The organism is Massilia sp. UMI-21 (genome assembly GCA_015277795.1).
Lineage (GTDB): Bacteria > Pseudomonadota > Gammaproteobacteria > Burkholderiales > Burkholderiaceae_D > Telluria.
The window spans coordinates 3,056,643-3,078,181 of record CP063848.1; the positions used below are offsets into that span (position 1 = coordinate 3,056,643).

The window sequence follows — 21,539 nt, forward strand, 5'->3', positions numbered from 1 at the left end:
TCCGGCTCCCCGGCCCCGGCATAGTAGTATGCTGGCCTTTTGCCTTGCGCAGCGCAGAGGCGGCCGCGGCAGCGGCATCGATATCGAACACATGAACAAACCGGACCGCAAGACCAGGATTTCGACCCAGCTGATGCTGCTCTTCGCGGGCCTGGCCCTGGCCATCGTGCTGGTCCTGGCATTCGTGCTGAACAAGCTCGCCACCGAGCGTTCGGAAGACGAACTCGGTCACCAGTTCGCCGAAATCGCGCTCCAGACCACCGACAAGCTCGACCGGACCCTGTTCGAGCGCTACCGCGAAGTCAGGCTGCTGTCGATCCAGGCCGGCCTGGCAGGTTCCGGCCACGACGTCGACGCCAAGCGCCGCTTCCTCGAGGAGATGCAGAAGACCTACCCCTACTACGCGTGGCTGGGCCTGACCGATACCGAGGGCAAGGTGCTGGTCTCGGCCAACGGCCTGCTGGAGGGTGCGAACGTCGCCGCCCGCCCCTGGTTCAAGAATGCATTCGAGGGCAAGCACCTGACCGACGTACACGAGGCCGCCCTGCTGAGCAAGCTGCTCCAGCCCGCGGGTGCGGACCCGATGCGCTTCATCGACATTGCCTTCCCCTACCACGACGCAGCGGGCCGCCTGGCCGGCGCGCTGGGCGCCCACCTGAGCATCGACTGGGCGCGCGACATCGAACAGTCCGTGATGCTGCCGCTGCTGACCCGGCGCCGCCTCGAGGCGCTGGTGGTCGGGCAGGACATGACCGTCATCATCGGCCCCCGCGAACTGATCGGCACCCGCCTGGCCCCCACCGGCGTCGGCGCCGGCAAGGATTTTTGGCAGGCGGCCCCGAGCGGCCATGCCGTTGCGGCGTTCGGCGACGGCAAGACCTATCTCGTCGGCTACAGCAAGAGCCAGGGGCACAGCTTTTCACCGGGCCTGAACTGGACCGTGCTGGTGCGCCAGGAAGCAGGCGAAGCCTACGCGCCGATCGCCCAGTTCCGGCGCCAGGTCATCGTCATCGGCCTTGTCATCGCGCTGCTGTCCGCCGCCCTGGCGGCGCTGCTCGCGCGGCGCATCTCGCGGCCGCTGGGCGTGCTGGCGGAGGCGGCGCGGCGCATCGAAGCGGGCGAATCGCGCGACATCGACGAGGTGCCCGGCGGCTACCGCGAGATCGGCATGCTGCGGATCGCCCTGCAATCCCTGATCGGCAAGCTGCAAGCCAACGAGACCGCGATGCGCCAGGCCGCGCGCCGCAAGGACGAATTCCTGGCCACCCTCGCGCACGAACTGCGCAATCCGCTCGCGCCGATCTCGGTCGCGGCCGAGCTGCTGACGATGGCCCCGGCGGACGCCGCCCGTCAAAAGAACTACGGCGAGATGATCGGCCGCCAGACCCGGCACATGACCGACATGATCGACGACCTGCTCGACGTCTCGCGCGTCACGCGCGGCGAAGTCAATCTCGAGCGACGCCCATGCGTGCTGCAGGAGGTGCTCGCCGAGGCCGTCGAGCAGGTCGCGCCGCTGGTGGCGACCAGGAAGCACCGCCTGGCGCAGGCGATCGTGGCGGAACCGGTCGTGGTGCTGGGCGACCGCACCCGCCTGGTGCAGGTCGTCGCCAACCTGCTGAACAATGCGGCCAAATACACCCCCGAGGGCGGCCGCATCGACCTGGCCCTGGCGGTCGACCCGGGGCGCGCACGGCTGACGGTGCGCGACAACGGCATCGGCATGTCGGCCGACCTCATGGAGCATGCATTCGAGCTGTTTACCCAAGAGACACGCAAGACCGACCTGAGCCTGGGCGGCCTGGGAGTCGGCCTGGCCCTGTCGAAGCAGCTGGTCACGCTGCACGACGGCAGCCTGTCGGTCAGCAGCGGCGGACAAGGCATGGGCAGCGCGTTCACCGTGTCGCTGCCCTTGCTGCACGCCGGCGCAGACCTGCCCGCCGCCGGACCCGCGGCCGACCAGCAGGCGTCGCGCGCGGGCGGGCCGGTGCTGATCGTGGACGACAATGCCGATGCCGCCGATACCCTGGGCCTGCTGGTCGGCTCCTTCGGCTACGAGGTGCTGGTCGAGTACGGCCCCGTGGCAGGGCTGGAGCAGGCGCGCGCACGGCGGCCCGCGGTGTGCCTGCTCGACATCGGCATGCCCGTCATGGATGGCTACGAGCTCGCCGCGCGGCTGCGTACGCTGCCCGGGATGCAGGACGCGCTGCTGCTTGCCGTGACCGGCTACAGCCAGGACAGCGACCGCCAACGGGCGCGCACGGCCGGTTTCGACGAGCACCTTGCCAAGCCGGTCGACGTCGAGCGCCTCAAGTCGCTCCTGACCGGCCCGGAGGCGCTGGCCCACGACTGAACGGTCGGCCGCGCCGACCACGCGTCCCGGAGCACCCTACGGGGATTCGCCATCCCGTGCCCGACACGCGTCGGACAGCCCCTAGCGCGCCAGCCCGGCCGGCGCCGGCTGGCGGGTGAAGCTCGGGCCGGCGGTGGTGGGGCGGCCGTCATCCCAGCGGAGCAGGTCGATGCACATGCGGCGCCCGGTCATGGCCGGGTCCCAGGCGTGGTACACGATCCATTCCTGGCTGCCGTCGGGCGAGGTGGTGAAGCAATTGTGGCCCGGGCCGATCAGCTTGCCGGGGCGCGAGCGCATCAGGAGCGCCGCTTCGCTGCCCTCGGGGCGGGTGAACGGACCGAGCGGATGGTCGCCCACCACATAGCTGACCCCGTAGTTTTCCTTTTCCCAGGCGCCGCCGCTGTAGAAGCAGTAGTACTTCCCGCCGTGTGCCAGCACCGAGGCGCCCTCCACCGTATGCCAGTCGAGCACCGCGTCGTACATCGCGCGCTGCTTCTTGAACAGGTGCCAGTCGGCGTGCGGGCGCGCCACCGTGCGCGGCTCGCCCGCCAGGCGGTCCATCGCCAGCAGGCGATCGACCACGATGCCGGTGCCGATCCGGTGGTCGTCTTCCGGTTCGAGGAAGTCGACGCAGTAGTACAGGTACCACTGGCCGTCCTGGTCGCGAAACGGATGGGCGTCGATCGAGAACTGCAGCGCCGGCACCAGCAGCAGGCCCCGGTCGACGAAGGGGCCGAGCGGATGGTCGGCCACCGCCACCCGCAGCTTCTGGTGCTTGCCCTCCTCGTCGCCGCGCGAGTAGTACATCCAGAACCTGCCCTCGCTGTGGGCGACTTCCGGCGCCCAGAAGTGGTCCTCGCCCGGCGCCGAGATCGCGTAGCCGGCGCGGTGCCAGTCGACCAGGTCGTTCGAGACCAGCATCGGGAAGCGCCCGCCTCCGGGCCCTGCGGGCGCGGTGCCGTAGGCGTAGTAGCGGCCTTCGTGCCTGAGCACGAAAGGGTCGGCCATGATTTCCGGATACACCGGATTACAGTAGGTCTTCAGCATCGGTTCTCCTCGCGCCTGCGCCGTCAACGCTATCCGAATTCATCCCGCCATGGCGCACCCAAGAAACGGCCTGGTCAGCCGCGCCGCATGCGCGGCAGCGCGACGCCGTCGGCATCGAACAGGTGCCCGTGGCCCGGATCGAAGGCCAGCGTGACGCGCGCGCCGCGGTCCGGGCAGCTCTCCTCGGGCCGGCACTTGAGCGCCGCCATCCCGGCCACGCCATCGACCTGGACATGCACGATGGTGGCGTCGCCCAGGTACTCGACCAGGGCCACCACGGCGGGCATGCCGGCGCCGCCCGCCGCCTCGATGCGCAGGTGCTCCGGGCGCACGCCCAGGGTCACGCCTGCGCCGGGTGCGGCGCGTGCGGCGTCGGCCGCCACCTGGACCACCTCGCCGCAGGCCAGGCGCACGTGCACCGCCGCCCCCTCCTCGCCCGCCAGCGTCCCGGGCAGGAAGTTCATGCGCGGCGAGCCGAGGAAGCCGGCCACGAAGCGGTTGGCCGGGCGCTCGTACAGGTCGAGCGGCGTGCCGGCCTGCTCGATGCGCCCGCCATTGAACACCACGATCTTCTGGCCCAGGGTCATGGCCTCGACCTGGTCGTGGGTGACGTAGATCATGGTCGCGCCGAGCTCGCGGTGCAGGCGCGCCAGCTCGACCCGGGTCTGGCCGCGCAGCGCCGCATCCAGGTTCGACAGCGGCTCGTCGAACAGGAAGACTTCGGGTTCACGCACGATGGCGCGGCCGATCGCCACGCGCTGGCGCTGGCCGCCCGACAGCGCCTTGGGACGGCGTTCGAGCAGGTGGCCGATCTGCAGAATCTCGGCGGCGCGCGCCACCCGTCCGGCGATCTCCGCGCGCGGCAGCCTGGCCAGCTTGAGCGCGAAACCCATGTTCTCGGCCACCGTCATGTGCGGGTACAGCGCGTAGCTCTGGAACACCATGGCGATGCCGCGCCTGGCCGGATCGACGTCGTTGCAGATGCGCCCGCCGATTTCGACGGTGCCCGCATCGACCTCTTCCAGGCCCGCGACGATGCGCAGCAGGGTCGACTTGCCGCAGCCCGAGGGACCGACCAGCACCACGAACTCGCCGTCGGCGATGTCGAGGTCGATGCCCTTGATGACCGGGTTGTCGTCGTACTGCTTGGTGATGCCCGCCAGGTGCACAGATGCCATGGAGTCTCCGCTTGTCTTTGAGCTTGTTTTTCAGCCTGGTTGAAACAACTATCCCTTGAGGCCGGTCGCCGCCAGGAAGCCGCGCGTCACACGGCGCTGGAACAGCACATAGGCCAGCGCCACCGGCAAGGCGCCGAGCAGCGCGGCCGCCATCAGCTGCGCGTAGCGTACCCCGAAGGCGTCGTAGGTCTGGGTCAGCCCGAGCGGAATCGTCATCATGTCGTTCGAGGTGACGATGATGAAGGGCCACAGGAAGTTGTTCCAGGCGCCGATGAAAGTGACGATCGCCATCGCCCACACGATGTTGCCCGACAGCGGCAGGTAGACGCTCCACAGGATGCGCAGCGGACCGGCGCCGTCCATCACGGCGGCCTCGCGAAAGTCGGCGGGCACGGCGTCGAAGAACTGCTTGAACACGTAGATCACCACCGGCGCCACCACCTGCGGCAGCACGATGCCGGCATAGCTGTCGATCAGGCCGAGCTGGTTCATCATGCGAAACAGCGGCACCAGCAGCGCCTCGAAGGGCACCAGGAAGGCCAGCATGGTCATCGCGAACACCAGGCCGCGTCCGCGAAAGCGCAGCTGCGAGAACGCATACGCCGACGTCAAGGACAGCGCCATCGTCACCAGCGTCACCAGCAGGGCCACCAGGGCGCTGTTGAACAGCCAGCGTGCGACGTTGCCGGCGGCGAGCACCTTGGCGAAGGCCGCCAGGGTCCAGTCCTGCGGCAGCCAGTGGAATACGCTCGAGACGGTCTCGTGCTCGGGCCGCAGCGCCGTGCTCATGGCCCACAGCAGCGGCGCCACCCACATCGCGGCCAGCGCCAGCGCCGCCGCGGCGCCGATCGTGGTCCAGAGCAGCTTGCCGCGGGTGTGCGCGCGCGTCCTCATGCTTCCTTTCGCGCCAGCCAGCGCACGAAGCCGGCCTGGACCAGCGACAGCGCGACCACGATCGCCACGAAGGCCATGGCGATGGCGGCGGCGTAGCCGGCGTCGCTCTGGGTAAAGGCGGTCTCGTACATGTAGTGCAGGGTCACGCGGGTGGTGTTGAAGGGGCCGCCGGCGGTCATGATGTAGGTCTGGCCGAACACCTTCATCGATGCGATCAGCTGCAGCACCAGGGCCATGCCGGCCACCGGGCGCAGGGCCGGCCAGGTAATGCTGCCAAACAGCGTGAAGCCGCGCGCGCCGTCCAGCGCCGCCGCTTCGTACAGGTCGGCGGGGATGTTGCGCAGGCCGGCCAGGAACATCAGCATGTTGAAGCCGACGGTCCACCAGATGGTGCCGATCGCCACCATCGGCATGGCCCAGGTGAGATCGGCGAACCAGGCGCGCTCCATCCCCAGCACATGGTTGACCACGCCCGACGAGGGTTGCAGCATCCAGTCGGCGATCAGGGTCATCACCGAGATCGGCAGCACATAGGGCAGGAAGAACGCGCCCTGCAGCCAGCCGCCGGCGCGCGCGAAGCGGTTCACCAGCAGGGCCATGAGCAGGCCCAGCGCGCACAGGGGCAGCACGGTCAGCGCCGCGAAGTAGAAGGTATTGCCGACCGCGGACCAGAACGAGGGATCGCGCGCCAGGCTCAGGTAGTTGTCGATGCCGACGAAGGCGTTGGTACGGGTCAGGCTGCTCTCGGTCAGGCTCATGTAGAGGGTGTCGAGCGTCGGCAGGAAGAAGAACAGCAGGAAGGCCAGCGCGTACGGCGCCAGCAGCATTGCCGCCGGCAAGGCGTCGCCGGGCCTGGCTCGACTCGTCCGGGATGATCCCATGCAGACTCCTAGTAGCGCGGCGCGCGCTTCTTGATCATGCGCGCGGCTTCGGTTTCGAACATGCGCAGGGCCTGCGCGGGCGTCAGCTGCGACGACAGCGCGGCCGGCAGGTATTTCGAGGCCATCGCCTCGAGCGGCCCGGCCGCCCCCATGTACCAGGCGTCCGGATCGTAGATCACGCTGCGCGGCACCTGCGCATACAGGCGGTTCGGCATCAGGGCCAGCACCTCGGGCGATTCGGCCACCGGGCGATAGGCCAGCACGTGGCCGCCCTGGGCCCAGCCGAACGCGTTTTTGCTGACGAAGGCGATGAAGCGCATCGCCGCCTGCACCTTGCGCGGCGAGATCGGGCGCCCGTCGTTGGCGGGAAGCGCAAAGGCGTGCGAGTCGGCCCAGACGCTGTCGTTGCCGAACATGCGCGGCAGCGGCGCGATGCCGTACTCGAAGCCGAGGGTGCCCTTCTGGGCGGCGCGCACCATCTCGGGCACTTCCCAGACACCGTTGATCATGAAGCCGGCCTTGCCGCCCATGAACTGGCCCGTGGAGGCCGGGTAGTCCAGGCCCGGCTGGGCGTAGCCCTGCCTGAACCAGGCGCTGATGCGCGCCAGCGAATCCACGCCCGCCGCGCCGTAGGCGAAGCGGCCGTCCTGGATCAGGGGTACATTGCGCTGCGCCAGCATCGAGATCCACAGGCGCCAGACCGCATACGAACTCTGGCTGCTCTCCATCGTCATGCCCGGGTGGCCGGTGGCCTGGCGCACCGCGCGGAAGGCAGCGCTCAAGGCGTCGATCCCCTGGATGGGTTGCAGCTGGCCGCTGTCGTCGAGCAGGCCGGTCTTCCCGACCAGGGTCTTGTTGTAGTACAGGACCAGGGGGTGCAGGTCGAGCGGAATCGCATAGGTCTTGCCGGCATGCCGGGATTTACGCCATTGGCGCGGATAGAAGTCGGCCGGATCGAGTCCCGCCGCGCGCAGCTCGGCCGGGGCGATCGGGCGCAGCACGCCGCCGCCGGCCAGGTTGGTCATGCGCGACAGATGCACGGTGGCGAGGTCCGGACCGGCGCCGACCACCGACGAAGTGATCAGCTTGGTGTAGAAGGGCTCGCCCCACTTGAGGGTGGTGCCGACCACCCGCACCTCGCGCTGGCTGGCGTTGAAGCGCTCGACCAGTGCCGTCATGCGTGCGCCGTCGCCCCCGCTCAGCAGCGTCCACATGCGCACCTCGACCTGCGCCAGGGCGGCGGTGGGCAGGCACAGCAAGGCAGCCGCCAAGGCGGCCACTGAGGGCGCCAATGAGGGCGCCAATGAGGGAGCCAATGAGGGGGCCACTGAGGCGCCGGCAAGGCGCGCCGTGAATGGGGTCAAGCCTGTCTCCTGGGTCGTCTCGGGTCGCTTGCCCGCGTTTTTTTGTCATTAATACTAGCAAATAATGATTAACAAAGCCTGTCCTGCAGGCAAGCGTGCGTGCGTGCAGGGTAGAATCGGCCTTTTGCGTGACGGGCCAGGGGATGTGGATCGGTGTGTTGTGCGGCCTGCTGGCCGGGGCGATGTGGGGCCTGGTATTCATCGCACCGGCGCTGCTGGCCGCCTTCTCGCCGCTCGAACTCGCGGTGGGCCGCTACCTGGCCTACGGCGCGATGGCGCTGGCGCTGCTGCTGCCGCGCCTGAAACACCTGCTCGCCACCCTGGCGCGCGCCGACTACCTGGCCCTGCTGCGCCATGCGCTGGCCGGCAACATCGTCTATTACATGCTGCTCGCGAGCGGCGTCAAGTACGCCGGCGTGGCGCCGACCTCGCTGATCATCGGCATGCTGCCGGTCGTCGTCACCCTGCTCGGACGCAAGGACCAGGGTGCCGCGCCGCTGCGCCGGTTGGCCCTGCCCCTGCTGCTGGTGGCCGCCGGCATCGCTTGCATCAATGCCGACAGCTTCCTGCATGCCGGGCCCGGCAGCGCCACCGCCGACATCGTGCTGGGCCTGGCCTGCGCGTTCGGCGCCCTGCTGTGCTGGAGCTGGTATGCGCTGGACAATGCGCGCTACCTGAAGCGCAATCCGCAGTTCTCCAGCGCCCAGTGGTCGGCCCTGTACGGGCTGGCGACCGGTGCGGTCGCGCTTGCGCTGGGCGCCGGCGCCTGGGCGGTCGGCGCCGCCGGAGGCGCCGCGGCCGGGGCCGCGCCGCGCGACTGGACGCTGTTCTGGGCCTGCAATGCCGTGCTGGCGCTGGGCGCGTCCGTGATCGGCAACGGACTATGGAACGTGGCCAGCCGGCGCGTGCCGGTGACCCTGGGCGGGCAACTGATCCTGTTCGAGACCCTGTTCGCGCTGCTGTACGGCTTCGGGTACCGCGGCCATGGCCCGCGCCCGCTGGAGCTGGCCGCCATCGCGCTGCTGGCGGCGGGCGTGATCTGGTCGGTGCGCGCCCACGCCCCGGTCGCGCCGCCCTCGCGGCGCCAGTCGGGCGAACCCCATTTCGCCGAAGGTGACGGCGTGGCGGGCCCCGCCCATCGCCGCCAGCCCTAGCTGCGCGCCCGCCCCCCAGCCGGTGGGTCCAGGTGCCGCCGCGGACCCGGTCCTTGCCGTCCTGGCTCGACCGGGCGGTGTCGTTCCGGGTCGCCGCGGCGCAGCGGCGCAGCGCGAGCCTGAGCCAGGTCCATTCGCCCGGCGTACCGGCCACGGTGCTGCGGTAGCGCGGACCGGCGCGCATGGGCGCCGCCCTCTCCTCCCTTGACTCTTGACCTTATTGCCACAGGTGCGGGCCGGACGTTGTATCGAAGTGATATTTTTGTTCCGAAACGTTTTGTAGGACTATTGCCCATTGTCACTACCTGCTAGACTCGTAGGATTGCTCCCACAACAAGCAAAGTTGTCACCATAGAACAACAGGGTGCAGGCTGATGCAGCAGCGACAAGAAAAAACAGGGGAAGTCCTTCATGAAAGCAAAGCAGGTCCGTCCGGCGCAATCGCTGCTGGCCGTCGCGGTTTCGGGTATCGCATGGAGCATGGGGATCGCCCATGCCGCGCAGGGGCAGCAAGTACAGCAAATTCAGCAAGCTCGGCAAGCTCGGCAACTGCAGCAGGTCCAGCCGAACGCGGTGCCGGAAGTCGTGGTCACGGCCCAGCGCACCTTGTCCACGGCGTCGCGCACCGCGGTCGCGATGAGCGTGCTCCAGGGAGAAGCGCTGCGCGGCAGCGGCGCCGACAATCCGGCCTCGATCGGCGCACGCCTGCCGAACGTGTATATCGACCAGGCTTTCTCGGGCCTGCGCGTGACCATCCGCGGCATCAGCAACAATGACACCACCGACAAGGGCGACCCGTCGGCCGCCTTCATGCAGGACGGCGTGTACATCGCGCGCCCGGCCGGCCAGGCCGCCAACTTCCTCGACGTCGACCGCATCGAAGTGCTGCGCGGCCCGCAGGGCACCCTGTACGGGCGCAACACCACCGCCGGCCTGGTCAACGTGATCTCGAACGCACCGACCGACAGGCTGGAAGGCCGCGTCGCGCTCGAAGCCGGCACCTACCGTCACCGCAAGCTTGAAGCGGTGCTCAACGTTCCGCTCAACGACGCTCTGGCGATGCGCGCCGCGCTGGGCGTGCGCAAGCAGGACCCGTTCCTGAAGAACGGCCAGGGTAACGCCCTGCGCCCCGGAATGGACCGCGACGACCGCGATGCGCGCCTGAGCGCGAAACTGGCGATCGGACCGGACGCCTCGCTGCTACTGCGCTACGACCACAGCGAAGCCGGCAACAACAACGATCGCATCGTCCCCGACACCAATTTCTACACCGGCGTTTCGGCGGGCGCCCCCGCCTGGCGCGACGGCACGACCGACGAACGCCTGACCAACCGCTTCCGCCCGGCCAATATCGCGCCGGTGCAGGGTATGCAGGACCGCCGCGCAAGCGGCCTGTCGGCCGACCTGAGCTGGAACCTGGGCCCGGCCACCGTCTACTACCTGGGCTCGCATCGCGAACTCGACCAGCAGATGGTCAACAATTATTACTACCGGATCTCACCGGCGATCGCACTCGGGGTCATCAATACCTACGACGGCGCCAATGTCCAGGATTCGCACGAACTGCGCCTCGCCAGCAACGGCAAGGGACCGCTCAGCGCCCAGGGCGGCCTGTATTACTTTACGGAGGAATCGGACACCAGCTACGCCTTCCAGGGGCTGCGCCCGGTCGGCCTGCCGCCCTACTACGCCTTCCCGCTGTCGACGCAGGCGACCAGCCGCGCCGCGTTCGGCCAGCTGACCTGGCGCGTGGGCGAAGGCCTGCGCCTGACCGCCGGCGCGCGCCGCACCCACGACGAGAAGGAGCGCGTGGGCTCGACCGACTTCCAGCAAGGCCCGCGCTTCAACCCGGCCACCGACCGCCGCCTGCTCAACGCGGCGGCGCTGGCGACCTCGCGCACCACCTGGCGCCTGGGCGCCGAATCCGACCTGGGCGCGCACACCCTGGCTTACCTGAGCCTGGCAACCGGCTACAAGGCCGGCGCCTTCAACGACGGCTGCGTGGCCGGCACCACCGCGCTCGGCATCGCCTGCCCGTCGGCGGTCGCGGTCAGCCCGGAGTTCCTGTACTACCAGCCGGAACAGCTGCGCGCCTGGGAAGCCGGCCTGAAGTCGCGCCTGCTCGGGGGGCGCCTGACGGTGAATGCCGCCGTCTTCCACTACGACTACACCAACCTGCAGCTGACCGGTAACGCGATCGTGGGCGGCGCCCCGCGCCTGCTGACCCGCAATGCCGGGGCGGCCCGCAGCCGCGGCATCGAGCTCGACGGCGAATTGCGCGTGGGCGGCGGCGGCCGCCTCACCTACGGGCTCACCCTGCTCGACGCCCGCTACGTGCGCTACATGGCCACCCCGGCGGTGTCCTGGGCGGGCCGCAAGCTCGACCGCGCACCGAGCCACGTGTTCACGCTCGGCTACCAGCAGCGGATCGCGCTTGGCGGCGGCCAGCTCAGCGGCGGCCTGTTCGTGCGCGCCAGCGGCGAGTACGTACTCGCGGTCCCGAGCCAGCTGCTGGTCTACCGGGTACCGTCGCACACCAGCAGCGACGCCACCCTGTCGTGGAGCCCGACCGGCGCCGACTGGAGCGTGCTGGCGCGCGTGCGCAATATCGAGAACGAGGTGCGGCCGTCGATCATCGACAGCTTCGGCATGACCACGCCGACCGCGCCGCGCCCGGCCGAGCTGCGCCTCGATGTCCGTTTCTGAGGCGGGCCGGGCATGTGCCGGGCTTTTCCATTACCACGATCCGATGCTGCAGGAGACTGAATGAAACGCGATGCCATCAATCCGCTGTCGCCCTCGATGCGCGCCGACCCGCCGGCCGACGATGCCGTCGCGCGCATGCTGGCGGACGCCCATGGGCCGCACGACATGGCGGCGCGTGTCGCCGCCATCAATCGGGAACTCGCCCGCTGGGACAGCAACGGCGCCTTGGCGAACTGGGCGGCCGGGCCGGATACCGACCCGCGCGTCGGCGCCGCCCTGAAAGAGTACCTGGCACGCTGTGCCGGGCTGCCGGAATGGGCCGATGCGGCGCAGATCGCACGCGCGGAGGCCCTGTTCATGGACATGAGCATGCTGTCCTGCACGCTGTTGTTCTGTGCCAGCCTGCCGGAATGCTACGTGCTGCCGGATCTCTCGGCGGTGCTGCACGCGGCCGGACAACTCGAGCAGCATACCGACTACCGGATCCGCTCCACCGCCGCCATGATCTTCCCCGTGATGATGCGCGGCGGGCTCACCCTGCCCGGCGGCGGGGGCGTGTCCCAGGCGCTCAAGGTGCGCCTGATCCACGCGACCGTCCGGCACCTGATCCTGCGCGGCGCGCCCGACACGGTGTGCGCCGCGCCGGATCAGGCGCCGGCATTGCCGGCGCTGGCCCCGGCCGGCGGCGGCCTGTACCACGTCCTGTACGCGCACGGCTGGGACGCCGCACGCGACGGCCTGCCCTGTAACCAGGAGCAGCTGGCCTATACCCTGTTCACTTTCCACTACGTCTACCTGCGCGGCCTGCGCCGCCTCGGCCTGGGCGTGCAGCGCGCCGACGAGGAGGCCTACCTGCACGCCTGGAACGTGCTCGGCCACATGCTGGGCATCGAGCGCGACCAGATGGCCTGGAACATGGACGACGCCGCGGCGCGCTTCGCGGCCATCCAGGCGCGCGGCCGGAGCGATCGGCGCGTGCCGGATCCGCGCCCTCCCCTGGCGGCGGCCCTGATGGGCGAACTGGCCAAGCAGATCCCGCTGCGCCTGCTCAAGCCCTTCCCGGTCCTGCTCACGCGCCACCTGTGCGGCCGCCGTTCCAGCGCCGACCTCGGACTCGACGCCCGCGTGCCGCTGGCCTCGCGCCTGCTGTTCACGGTGGGCCTCGGCGCCATACGCGCCATCGACGCCGCGGTGCGCCTGTTGGTGCCCGGCTTCTCGATCACACGCATGCTCACCCGCGTGGCCGGCTACCGGCTGGTGACGCGCTTCCTGATGGACCAGACGCGCCCCCTGCGCCTGCCCGACGCCCTGCTCGGCGACGTGGCCGCGACCCTGCTTGCCTGGCGCCGCGATCCGCGGGCGCCGCGCTGGCTCGGCCGGCTCGAGGCCCGCCTGGCGGGCCATCCGGTTTCCGCCGGCCACGACCAGCACGACGCCACCCGTCCATGACCGCCATGCCGACCTTCCCGTACGCTCGCGCCATCGTGCGCACCCTCGCGTCCGCGCTGCTGGCAGTGCTCGTGACGCTGCTGGCCCCGGCCTTCCAGCCCGCCCATGCGGCCGGCCCGGCGCCGCTCGAACTCGGACGCGAGAACCACGAGCTGGACGCTTGGGCGGCGCTCACCGTGCTGGTCGACGAGGGTGCGAAGCTGGACGCCCGCGGCGCGCTGGCCGCGGGCGATCGTTACGCCCCGCCCACGACGACCCATGGCGTGCTGAAACTGATCCAGGACCCGCACTGGATGCGGATTCCGTTCCGGGTCGCCCCGGACGCCCCGCGCGACTGGGTGGTCCAGATCGACTTCGGCATCCTCGACCAGGTCGAGTTCTACCTCGAGGACGGCGGCACGCTGCGCAAGCTCGCCAGCAGCGGCCGCCGGCTGCGGGAAGACGGCGCCCTCAAGAGCCGGGTCCCGGCGGTGGCCCTGAACCTGGAGCCGGGCGCCGACTACACGCTGCTGGTACGGGTGTTCGCCAAGGGCCCGCGTATCGCGCCGGTCAGCTTCATGCAGCCGGATACCTTCCATCGCGCCGCGCTCGCCGAGCAGATGCTGCAAGGCCTGCTGTCAGGCATCGCCGCCTGCCTGGTCGCCTATACGCTGGGCCAATGGATCACCATGCGCGATGCCCTGTACGGCAAGTACGCCATGTACATCGGCGGCCTGACCCTGTATTCGCTGGTCTGGTTCGGGCTGGGCGAGCAGTTCCTGTGGCGCGGCCACGAATGGGTCAGCAGGCATGTGATGGGCCTGGCGTCGATGCTGGCCTCGACCGGCGCCTACCTGTTCGTCGAGCACATCCTGGCGCGGCCCGGCGTCGATCGCCGCTTCAGCCGCGTCATGAAGGGCGGCGCGCTGCTGTGCGCGCTTGCCGGCCTGCTGTGGGCGCTCGACCTGATCGAGCACCGCATCCTGATCGCGTTCACCATGACGGTCGGCAGCGCGCCGATGTTCCTGGGCCTGCCGGGGGCCTGGCGCCGGGTGCGTGCGGGCGATGCGATCGGCGTGTATTTCCTGTGCAGCTGGTTCTTCAGCGCCGGCGGCGCGGTCGTGCAGGGGCTGCTCGCCATGGGCAAGCTGCCGACCAACTTCTGGACCATGCATTCGCTGCAACTGGGCTTCACCATCGACATGCTGCTGTTCATGCGCATCCTCGGTCTGCGCGCCAAGGCCATGCAGACCGCGATGCTGCGCGCCGAAGCCGAGGCGCGCCTGAAGTCCGAATTCCTGGCCAACATGAGCCACGAAATCCGCACCCCGATGAACGCCATCATCGGCATGAGCCGCCTGGCCCTGATGGGCGAGGCGCCGCCCAGGCTGCGCAACTACTTTTCCAAGATCCTGGGCGCCGGCGAGCACCTGCTGGGAATCGTCAACGACATTCTCGATCACGCCAAGATGGAAGCCGGCAAGCTCGCGCTCGAAACGGTGCCGTTCTCGCTCGACGAGATGCTCGAGCACCTGTCGAACGTCACCACCCTCAAGAGCGAGGCCAAGGGCGTGGAACTGATCTTCCGGGTCGGCGCGGGTGTGCCGCAGCGGCTGGTGGGCGATCCGCTGCGTCTCGCCCAGGTGCTGGTCAACCTGACCGGCAACGCGGTCAAGTTCACCGAGCGCGGCGAGATCGTGGTCGCGGTCGAGGTCGTGGGGCGCGAAGAACAGGGCGGCAAGGGGCGGATCAGCCTCGAATTCTCGGTCACCGACACCGGCATCGGCATGAGCGAGGAGCAGATCGGCCGCCTGTTCCAGTCCTTCAGCCAGGCCGACAGCTCGACCACCCGCAAGTACGGCGGCACCGGCCTCGGGCTGTCGATCTCGCGCCAGCTGGTCGAGCTGATGGGCGGCCGGATCGCCGCCAGCAGCACGCCGGGGGCCGGCAGCCGCTTCGCCTTCACGATGCCGCTCGAGGTCGACGCCGACGAGACCGGCGCCCAGCCGGCCGCCATGATCGGCCGCGCCACGAGCGGCCGGGCCACGAGCGGCCGGGCCACGAGCGGCCGCGCCACGGTGGGCCGGGCCACGAGCGGCCGGGCCACGAGCGACCGGGCCACGCTGCAGGGCGTGCGCGCCCTGGTGGTGGACGACAGCGCCACCGCGCGCGCCGCCCTGGTCGAGATGCTCGCGTCGCTGGACCTGCAGGCCGACACCGCCGACTCGGGCGAGGAATGCCTGGCGGCGCTGGCGCGGGCCGAGGCCAGCGGCCGTCCCTACGGGATCGTCCTGATGGATTACCAGATGCCGGGCATGGACGGCGTGGAGACGATCCGACGCATCCACCTGGCCGCGCGCGCGGAAGCGCCGCCGGCGATCCTGATGGTGTCGGTGTTCTGCCGCGACACGGTGCTGGAACAGGAAGGCGAGGTGCCGGTCGATGCCTTCCTGAACAAGCCGGTCAGTCCGGCCCTGCTCTACCACAGCCTGCTGCAGGTGCTCGAGCCGCAAGCCCGCCCGGGCGAGGCCGTGGCCGCGATTCCCGCCATGGCCGATCTGCCGCGCCTGGACGGCGCCCGCATCCTGCTGGCCGAGGACAACGCCAATAACCGCGAAGTCGCCCTCGACTTCATGGCGGCCGCGCGCATGCAGGTCGACGTCGCCTTCAACGGTCTCGAGGCCGTGCGCATGGCGCAAGCGGGCGATTACGACCTGGTCTTGATGGACATCCAGATGCCCGAGCTCGACGGCCTCGGCGCCGCGCGCGCGATACGCAGCGACCCGCGCCTGCGCACGCTGCCGATCGTGGCCATGACCGCCCACGCCTTGCCGAGCGACCGCGCCAAGAGCCTGGAAGCCGGCATGAACGACCATGTGACCAAGCCGATCGACCCCGACCTGTTGTTCTGCAGCCTGCTCAAGTGGATCGATCCGGCGCGCCTGGCCGGGCGCGCGCTGCCGGCGCCGGCCCCGCGTCCGGCGGCCGCCGACGCCGCCGGCCTGCCCGCCCTGCCGGCCTTGCCGGCCGTCCCCGGCCTCGACTGGCGCCAGGCGCTGGACAAGGTCGACGGCCAGCGCAGCCGGCTGGAAAAGCGCGCCACCAGCTTCGTGCGCGAGTATGCCGACGCCCCGCGCATCCTGCGCGAAGCCTTGGGCGGCGGCGACCATACGCGCCTGCAGTCGCTGGCACACAACCTGAAGTCGAGCGCCGCCTATGTGGGCGCATTCGAGCTGTCGGCGGCTGCGCACCGGCTCGAGCGGGACCTGCGCGACGGCCAGGCGGAGCGCCTCGCGGTGCAGGTGCCCGGCCTGGTCGGCGCGGCCGAAACCGTGCTGGCGGCACTGGCCCAGCTGGCCGAGGCGGCGCAACCTCGCCAGGCCGATCCGGCCGGGCCGGCGCAGGTGCTGGCACGCCTGCGCCGGCACCTGGAGGCCGACGACGCGCGCGCCGAGGATGCGCTGGCCGACCTCGAGACCCTGCTGGCGGACGGCGTCCACCGCGGCGCGCTGGCCGAACTGCGGCGCGCCGTCGGGGATCTCGAATACGGGGCGGCACTGGCCCCGCTCGCGGCCCTGGCCGCGGCACTTGGATTGACCCTGGAGGATGCGGCATGAACGGCGTGGAGATGCAAAAAGTCCTGGTCGCCGACGACGACGCGATCAATCGCGAGGTACTCGGCGAACTGCTCAAGCCCGAGTACACGGTGCTGTTGGCGAAGAACGGCGCACAGACCCTGGAGCGCGCGGCGCGCCACCTGCCGGATCTGATCCTGCTCGACGTGATGATGCCCGACATGGACGGCTACGAAGTGCTGCGGCGCCTGCGCGCCGATCCGCAGACCGAGCACATCTCGGTCATCTTCATCTCCGGCCTGGACCGCCCCGAGGACGAAGCCAGCGGCCTCAAGATGGGTGCTTCCGACTACATCACCAAGCCCTTCAACCAGACCGTGGTGATGGCGCGCGTGGCCCTGCACCTGCAGGTGGTGCGCCAGCGCCGGATGCTGGAACGTCTCGCGAACATCGACGGCCTCACCGAACTGGCCAACCGCCGCCGCTTCGACGAGGTCTATGCGCGCGAATGGCAGCGCGCCCGCCGCGGCGTGCGTCCGCTGTCGCTGGCCCTGCTCGACATCGACGCCTTCAAGCAGTACAACGACCGCTACGGCCACCCGGCCGGCGATCGCGCCCTGCGCGCGGTGGCGCGCCTGGCCGCCGGCGCCATGCGCCGCCCGGGCGACCTGGCGGCGCGCTACGGCGGCGAAGAACTGGTGCTGCTGCTGCCCGAGACCGGCGCGCCGGAGGCGCTGCAGGTGGTGTCGCAGCTGCGCCAGGCGGTCGCCGGCCTCATGATCGCGCACGAGGCCTCCAGCGTCGCCCCGGTGCTGACTGCCAGCGTCGGCGGGGCCACGCTCGAACCGGACGGCGCGGAAGCGGCGCCCGCGCTGTTCGAGGCCGCCGATGCGGAGCTGTATCGCGCCAAGCAGGCAGGCCGCAACCGGGTGTCCTGGCGTGCCCGGCGCGCCGACGCCGGCGACCGGGACGGCGCCGCCGCGTAGCCGGGCTTCAGCCGCGGCAGACCAGCCCGAAGCGGGTCGCCTCGCACCCCCGCTTGAGGCAGGCGGTGGCGTGGTAGCCGGCCGCGCGGCACAGGCGCAGGGTTTCGGACAAGGGGCTGTCGGCCGGCGGCTGCGGCGAGGCCTGCGACGCGGGCGCCGCCCTCGCGGCGCGCGTCGCTGGCGACCTGGTCGCCGATGCCGCCTTCGGCCTGGTTGGCGAGGCCGGCTTCGCCCTGGTTGCCGATGCCGGCTTCGCCCTGGTCGCCGATGCAGGCTTCCTGGCCGCGGGAGGCGTGCGCTTGATCGGGGTGGCCGCGGCCACGCGGCGCTCCGCTTCCGGATCGGCGGCGGGAGGCCGGGGCGGGGCCGCTTCCCTGGCCACGGCGGCGGCCGGCGCAGCGGCCGGGGCCGGGGCCTCGGTCGCCACCGCGCCTGCCCTTGCCTCCTCGCGCGCCGCGCCGGCCACCGGTTCGGGCGGCAGCAGCCGCAGCGGCGGCAGCGGGTCCGCGGCCGGCTCGGACCGTAACCCGGCCTCGGCCGGCGTTGCCGGCGCAACCCCCGCAGGGGATTGGTTCGCCTGCGCAGGCGTGTGGTCGGCGACCACCGCCAGCGTGGATTCCACCTGGGTGTCGCGGTACATCCATGCGGCCGTGGCGGCTAGCGCGACCATGCCGGCCAGGCCCAAGGTCCAGCCCAGCGCCTTGCGGCCCCAGCGCTCGGTCCAGGGCGCTGCATCGGGCGGCAAGGGCAAGGTCCAGTCCCGCTCGTGGCTCGAGAAAGAGGAAGTCTCCGGAGCGATGTCGGCGCCGAAGGACGGAGCCATGCGCGGCGGCGCCGCTCCGGGCGCGGAGGCCGGCGGCGCCTCGCGGGCCGCGGCCGGCCGCGCCGTCCAGGCGGCATGACGCGGCCCTGGCGGTGGGGGTGATAGTGATGGTGGCGGTGACGATGGCGGTGGCGGTGGCGCCGGCGCGCGGTCGCGCCATACGCCGGCGCGCTGACGCGCGGGCGCGCCAGCCGGCGCCGGCTCCGCCGGTGGAACCGGCGCTGCGGCGTGATCTTCCTGCGAGCGGGTCCGGGCGGGCACCGCCCGGCGCACCGGAGCCAGCGGCATGCGGGAGGTGCTATCGTCGATATCTTCCAACAACTGGTTCTTCATGGGGCGAGGCCTGCTTTGGAACAGGCCGAGTGTAGCCCAATCGACGGGATCCTGCGTGCTGTAGTGCGGCAAGCGCGCTACAGCGGCTCAGGCCCGGGCAGGACGGTGCGTCACCACCCGATACACATACCAGGCCAGCAGGATGCCGAAAATGCCCTTGGACACGGGATCGACGTAGCGGCCGACCTGTTCGAAGTTGCTTTCAAGTATGAAGCCAGCGCCCGTCAGCACCCCGGTCCAGGCCAGCGAGCCGACCGTCGAGTACAGCAGGAACTGCCCCCAGGACATGCATGCCAGTCCCGCCGGCACCGAAATCAGGGTGCGGATCGCCGGAACCAGGCGCCCGAACAGCACCACCGAGCGTCCGTGGCGATCGAAGGCGGCGATTGCCTTGTCGATGTCCTGGCCGGTCACGGTCATCCAGCGCGCGTGACGGTCGGCAAATTGCTTGAGGCGCTCCTTGCCGTACTTGCGGGCGCCGTAATACCAGGGCAAGGCCCCGGCGATCGACCCCGCGGTACCGGCCAGCAGCACGCCCACCAGGCTCAGGTCGCCGCGAGCGACGACAAAGCCGGCGAAGGGCATGATCAGCTCCGACGGGATCGGCGGGAAGATGTTTTCGAGCGCCATCAGCAGGAATACGCCGATATAGCCGCTCTTCTCCAGAAATTGCGTAATGAATTCGAACATGGTGGATTGCCGTCTAAAGGTGCAGCTTGCACGCTACCATGTTGTCATAAATGCTTGCGCCCGCCAGCCTGGTCCCGGCCGACGTGCGACAATCCGCGCCTGGAACTCCACCATTTCCGGCAGTTCCCCCAACAGCGACAAAGGACCGCAATTGCTGAAGCTCAGCCTGGATGCACTCGAGATCGTCGATACCATCGCCCGCAAGGGCTCGTTCGCGGGCGCCGCGAAAGCATTGTTCCGCGTGCCCTCCACCATCTCGTACACGGTCTCGAAGCTCGAAGAAGACCTCGGCGTGCGCCTGTTCGACCGTCTCGGCCCCAAGGTGGTCTTGACCCCGGCCGGCAAGGAATTGCTCAAGGAGGGCCGCTACCTCCTGCGCGCCGCGGGCGACCTCGAATCGCGCGTGCGGCGCGTGGCCTCGGGCTGGGAGACCGAGCTGGCGATCGGCATGGATTCGATGCTGTCGCCGGCGGCGCTGGAACCCGAGATCGCGGCCTTCTACGCCGTCGCCGACCAGACCCGGCTGCGCCTGGTGCGCGAAGTGCTGTCCGGGACCTGGGACGCACTGCTCGACCGCCGGGTCGACCTGCTGGTCGGTGCTGCCGGCGAGGGGCCGTCGGGGGGCGGTTACACCGCCGAGCCGCTCGGCAGCAGCCGCTTCGTGTTCGCGGTGGCGCCCGGGCATCCGCTGGCCGCGGTCGACCGTCCGCTCGACAAGGCCGACCTGCTCGACTACCGCGCGGTCGCGGTGTCGGATTCGGCGCGCCAGCTCGGTCCGCGCACCGTGGGCCTGCTGTTCGGCCAGGACATGCTGGCGGTACCGGACATGGAAACCAAGTACAGTTTCCAGCTGCGCGGCATCGGCGTCGGCTTCCTGCCCGAAGCCTGGGCCCGGCCGGCGATCGATGCCGGGCTGCTGGTGGAAAAGGACGTCGTCGAGCCCAAGCCCGACGAGACCTTCTACCTGGCCTGGCGCAGCGGCGAAGAAGGCGCGGCGCTGTCCTGGTGGCTGGCGCGCGTGCGCGAGTCGGCGCCGTTCGACCGCATGATCGCGCGTCACTGCCACGAGGCGCATGTTGCGCAGGCGACTCAGCCGGGGTGGCCGAAGTAGACGAAAGTGCTTTTAGGATAAAGGTGCCGGTAGACCGGCCGCACCAGGCTCTTCAGGGCCGACTTCGGCGCCATCCACCCGGAACTGCAGTTGTAGAGCTTGCGCAGCGAGGGCCGCAGCGGCACCAGTCCGGCCGCGCGGCCGAGCGCGATGAGCGAATCGTAAGTGAAGGCATTGATGTGTTCGAAAGGCGCGATGGGCATGATGTCGCTGTCGCTGAGCGCCGCAAAGTCCTGGGCGCCGAGCAGCTTGCGGAGCGATTTCGCGGAATCCGGCACGCTGATCTTCACCAGCCCACCCGGCCGCAAGGCCTGCGCCAGGCGCCCGAGCATGTCGCCGGGTTCGAGCAAGTGCTCGAACACCTGCTCGGTATTGATGAAGTGAAATTCGGCCTGGGGCAGCGCGCCGCCATCCACCACCGGGATGCCGACCGACCTCGCGTAGTCGATCCGTAGCTGCGAGAGCTCGGCGCCGCACACATCGACGCCGTAGGCGCCGGCCATCCGGGCCCACTCGGCCCAGCCGAAGCCGAAGTCGAGGGCCTTGACGGCGCCGGGGCGCAGGCGCAAGTGCTCGAGCATGAATTCGACCTGTGCGGCCAGGTAGCGGTAATCGTCCAGCCCCCAGCGCGCCGCTACCGCGCCGCGTTCCGCCGCCGGCAGCCAGTGGTCGTAGATCTCCGCGAGCAGCGCGGGCGCGGGCACCTGGGCCTGGAAGGCCAGGCCGCAGTGTCCGCACTGCGCCAACTCGTAGCGATAGCCGGCAAAGTCGCGCGCGACGCGTCGACCGTAGTGCGCCTGCATGTAGCGGGCAATGCCGGGACTGTCCAGCGGCACGCTGTACAGCGTGCGGGTGGACGTGCGCCGGCATGCGGGACAATGCTCCCGCTCCACCAGCAATGGCGCGTGATGACGGTCCGAATCGGGCATGCCGGCCTCCTTCGTGCAGTGAGGGGTCACACGGATACTGCTGACAGGGCGATGGTAGGCCAATCCGCGCCGCGAGCCCATGGTCGC

General features: G+C 70.2%; 15 protein-coding genes. 7 read left to right on the forward strand and 8 right to left on the reverse strand.

The window, feature by feature from the left end:
• Nucleotides 1–91 precede the first annotated feature (91 nt).
• Entirely contained in the window at nt 92–2,353 is a 2,262-nt protein-coding gene (locus tag IM543_13680; protein ID QOY92663.1) for a response regulator, read from the forward strand.
• A gap of 81 nt (nt 2,354–2,434) precedes the next feature.
• Here IM543_13680 and IM543_13685 read toward each other — a convergent pair whose 3' ends face one another.
• The 5 genes from IM543_13685 to IM543_13705 all read right to left on the reverse strand — a co-directional run bounded on the left by IM543_13685 (nt 2,435) and on the right by IM543_13705 (nt 7,567).
• Nucleotides 2,435–3,400 (reverse strand): glycoside hydrolase family 43 protein, encoded by a 966-nt coding sequence (locus IM543_13685; protein QOY92664.1) that lies wholly within the window; start codon nt 3,398–3,400, stop codon nt 2,435–2,437.
• A 74-nt stretch (nt 3,401–3,474) separates the two neighbouring features.
• The gene (ugpC, locus tag IM543_13690; protein QOY92665.1) at nt 3,475–4,578 is read right to left on the reverse strand and encodes a sn-glycerol-3-phosphate ABC transporter ATP-binding protein UgpC; all 1,104 of its coding nucleotides are present in this window, start codon (nt 4,576–4,578) and stop codon (nt 3,475–3,477) included.
• Nucleotides 4,579–4,626: 48 nt separating this feature from the next.
• Nucleotides 4,627–5,472, reverse strand: coding sequence for a carbohydrate ABC transporter permease (locus tag IM543_13695; GenBank protein QOY92666.1), 846 nt, complete (start codon nt 5,470–5,472; stop codon nt 4,627–4,629).
• Nucleotides 5,469–6,353 (reverse strand): sugar ABC transporter permease, encoded by an 885-nt coding sequence (locus IM543_13700; GenBank protein ID QOY92667.1) that lies wholly within the window; start codon nt 6,351–6,353, stop codon nt 5,469–5,471. Before IM543_13700 ends, IM543_13695 begins: the two co-directional genes overlap by 4 nt.
• Nucleotides 6,354–6,361: 8 nt before the next feature.
• Nucleotides 6,362–7,567, reverse strand: coding sequence for an extracellular solute-binding protein (locus IM543_13705; GenBank protein QOY96679.1), 1,206 nt, complete (start codon nt 7,565–7,567; stop codon nt 6,362–6,364).
• Nucleotides 7,568–7,860: 293 nt separating this feature from the next.
• Here IM543_13705 and IM543_13710 point away from each other — a divergent pair, with 293 nt between their 5' ends.
• The 5 genes from IM543_13710 to IM543_13730 all read left to right on the forward strand — a co-directional run bounded on the left by IM543_13710 (nt 7,861) and on the right by IM543_13730 (nt 17,566).
• Nucleotides 7,861–8,871, forward strand: a complete 1,011-nt coding sequence (locus IM543_13710) for a DMT family transporter (protein QOY92668.1) — start codon at nt 7,861–7,863, stop codon at nt 8,869–8,871.
• Between the two features lie 573 nt (nt 8,872–9,444).
• Complete coding sequence (locus IM543_13715; protein ID QOY96680.1) at nt 9,445–11,577, forward strand: TonB-dependent receptor; 2,133 nt, start codon at nt 9,445–9,447, stop codon at nt 11,575–11,577.
• 60 nt (nt 11,578–11,637) lie between these two features.
• The gene (locus IM543_13720; GenBank protein QOY92669.1) at nt 11,638–13,026 is read left to right on the forward strand and encodes a DUF2236 domain-containing protein; all 1,389 of its coding nucleotides are present in this window, start codon (nt 11,638–11,640) and stop codon (nt 13,024–13,026) included.
• Between the two features lie 5 nt (nt 13,027–13,031).
• Nucleotides 13,032–16,622 (forward strand): response regulator, encoded by a 3,591-nt coding sequence (locus IM543_13725; protein ID QOY96681.1) that lies wholly within the window; start codon nt 13,032–13,034, stop codon nt 16,620–16,622.
• Entirely contained in the window at nt 16,619–17,566 is a 948-nt protein-coding gene (locus IM543_13730) for a diguanylate cyclase (protein QOY92670.1), read from the forward strand. The genes IM543_13725 and IM543_13730 overlap by 4 nt, the downstream gene beginning before the upstream one ends.
• Before the next feature lie 7 nt (nt 17,567–17,573).
• Here IM543_13730 and IM543_13735 read toward each other — a convergent pair whose 3' ends face one another.
• Entirely contained in the window at nt 17,574–18,389 is an 816-nt protein-coding gene (locus IM543_13735; GenBank protein ID QOY92671.1) for a hypothetical protein, read from the reverse strand.
• A 420-nt stretch (nt 18,390–18,809) separates the two neighbouring features.
• A complete protein-coding gene (locus IM543_13740) occupies nt 18,810–19,412 on the reverse strand; it encodes a DedA family protein (GenBank protein ID QOY92672.1) in 603 nt (200 codons plus the stop codon).
• A gap of 151 nt (nt 19,413–19,563) precedes the next feature.
• Here IM543_13740 and IM543_13745 point away from each other — a divergent pair, with 151 nt between their 5' ends.
• A complete protein-coding gene (locus IM543_13745) occupies nt 19,564–20,523 on the forward strand; it encodes a LysR family transcriptional regulator (protein QOY92673.1) in 960 nt (319 codons plus the stop codon).
• Here the strand turns inward: IM543_13745 and IM543_13750 are convergent.
• Nucleotides 20,502–21,452: a methyltransferase domain-containing protein gene (locus IM543_13750; GenBank protein QOY92674.1), complete on the reverse strand. Its 951-nt coding sequence runs from the start codon at nt 21,450–21,452 to the stop codon at nt 20,502–20,504. The two genes, IM543_13745 and IM543_13750, sit on opposite strands and share 22 nt — an antisense overlap.
• Between the last annotated feature and the right edge of the window lie 87 nt (nt 21,453–21,539).

Bases quoted from the DNA above. Each gene is read 5' to 3' on its own strand.
- IM543_13680 (QOY92663.1), top strand. From the start codon at position 92: ATGAACAAACCGGACCGCAAGACCAGGATTTCGACCCAGCTGATGCTG.
- IM543_13685 (QOY92664.1), bottom strand. From the start codon at position 3,400: ATGCTGAAGACCTACTGTAATCCGGTGTATCCGGAAATCATGGCCGAC.
- ugpC (QOY92665.1), bottom strand. From the start codon at position 4,578: ATGGCATCTGTGCACCTGGCGGGCATCACCAAGCAGTACGACGACAAC.
- IM543_13695 (QOY92666.1), bottom strand. From the start codon at position 5,472: ATGAGGACGCGCGCGCACACCCGCGGCAAGCTGCTCTGGACCACGATC.
- IM543_13700 (QOY92667.1), bottom strand. From the start codon at position 6,353: ATGGGATCATCCCGGACGAGTCGAGCCAGGCCCGGCGACGCCTTGCCG.
- IM543_13705 (QOY96679.1), bottom strand. From the start codon at position 7,567: ATGTGGACGCTGCTGAGCGGGGGCGACGGCGCACGCATGACGGCACTG.
- IM543_13710 (QOY92668.1), top strand. From the start codon at position 7,861: ATGTGGATCGGTGTGTTGTGCGGCCTGCTGGCCGGGGCGATGTGGGGC.
- IM543_13720 (QOY92669.1), top strand. From the start codon at position 11,638: ATGAAACGCGATGCCATCAATCCGCTGTCGCCCTCGATGCGCGCCGAC.
- IM543_13725 (QOY96681.1), top strand. From the start codon at position 13,032: ATGCCGACCTTCCCGTACGCTCGCGCCATCGTGCGCACCCTCGCGTCC.
- IM543_13730 (QOY92670.1), top strand. From the start codon at position 16,619: ATGAACGGCGTGGAGATGCAAAAAGTCCTGGTCGCCGACGACGACGCG.
- IM543_13735 (QOY92671.1), bottom strand. From the start codon at position 18,389: ATGGCTCCGTCCTTCGGCGCCGACATCGCTCCGGAGACTTCCTCTTTC.
- IM543_13740 (QOY92672.1), bottom strand. From the start codon at position 19,412: ATGTTCGAATTCATTACGCAATTTCTGGAGAAGAGCGGCTATATCGGC.
- IM543_13750 (QOY92674.1), bottom strand. From the start codon at position 21,452: ATGCCCGATTCGGACCGTCATCACGCGCCATTGCTGGTGGAGCGGGAG.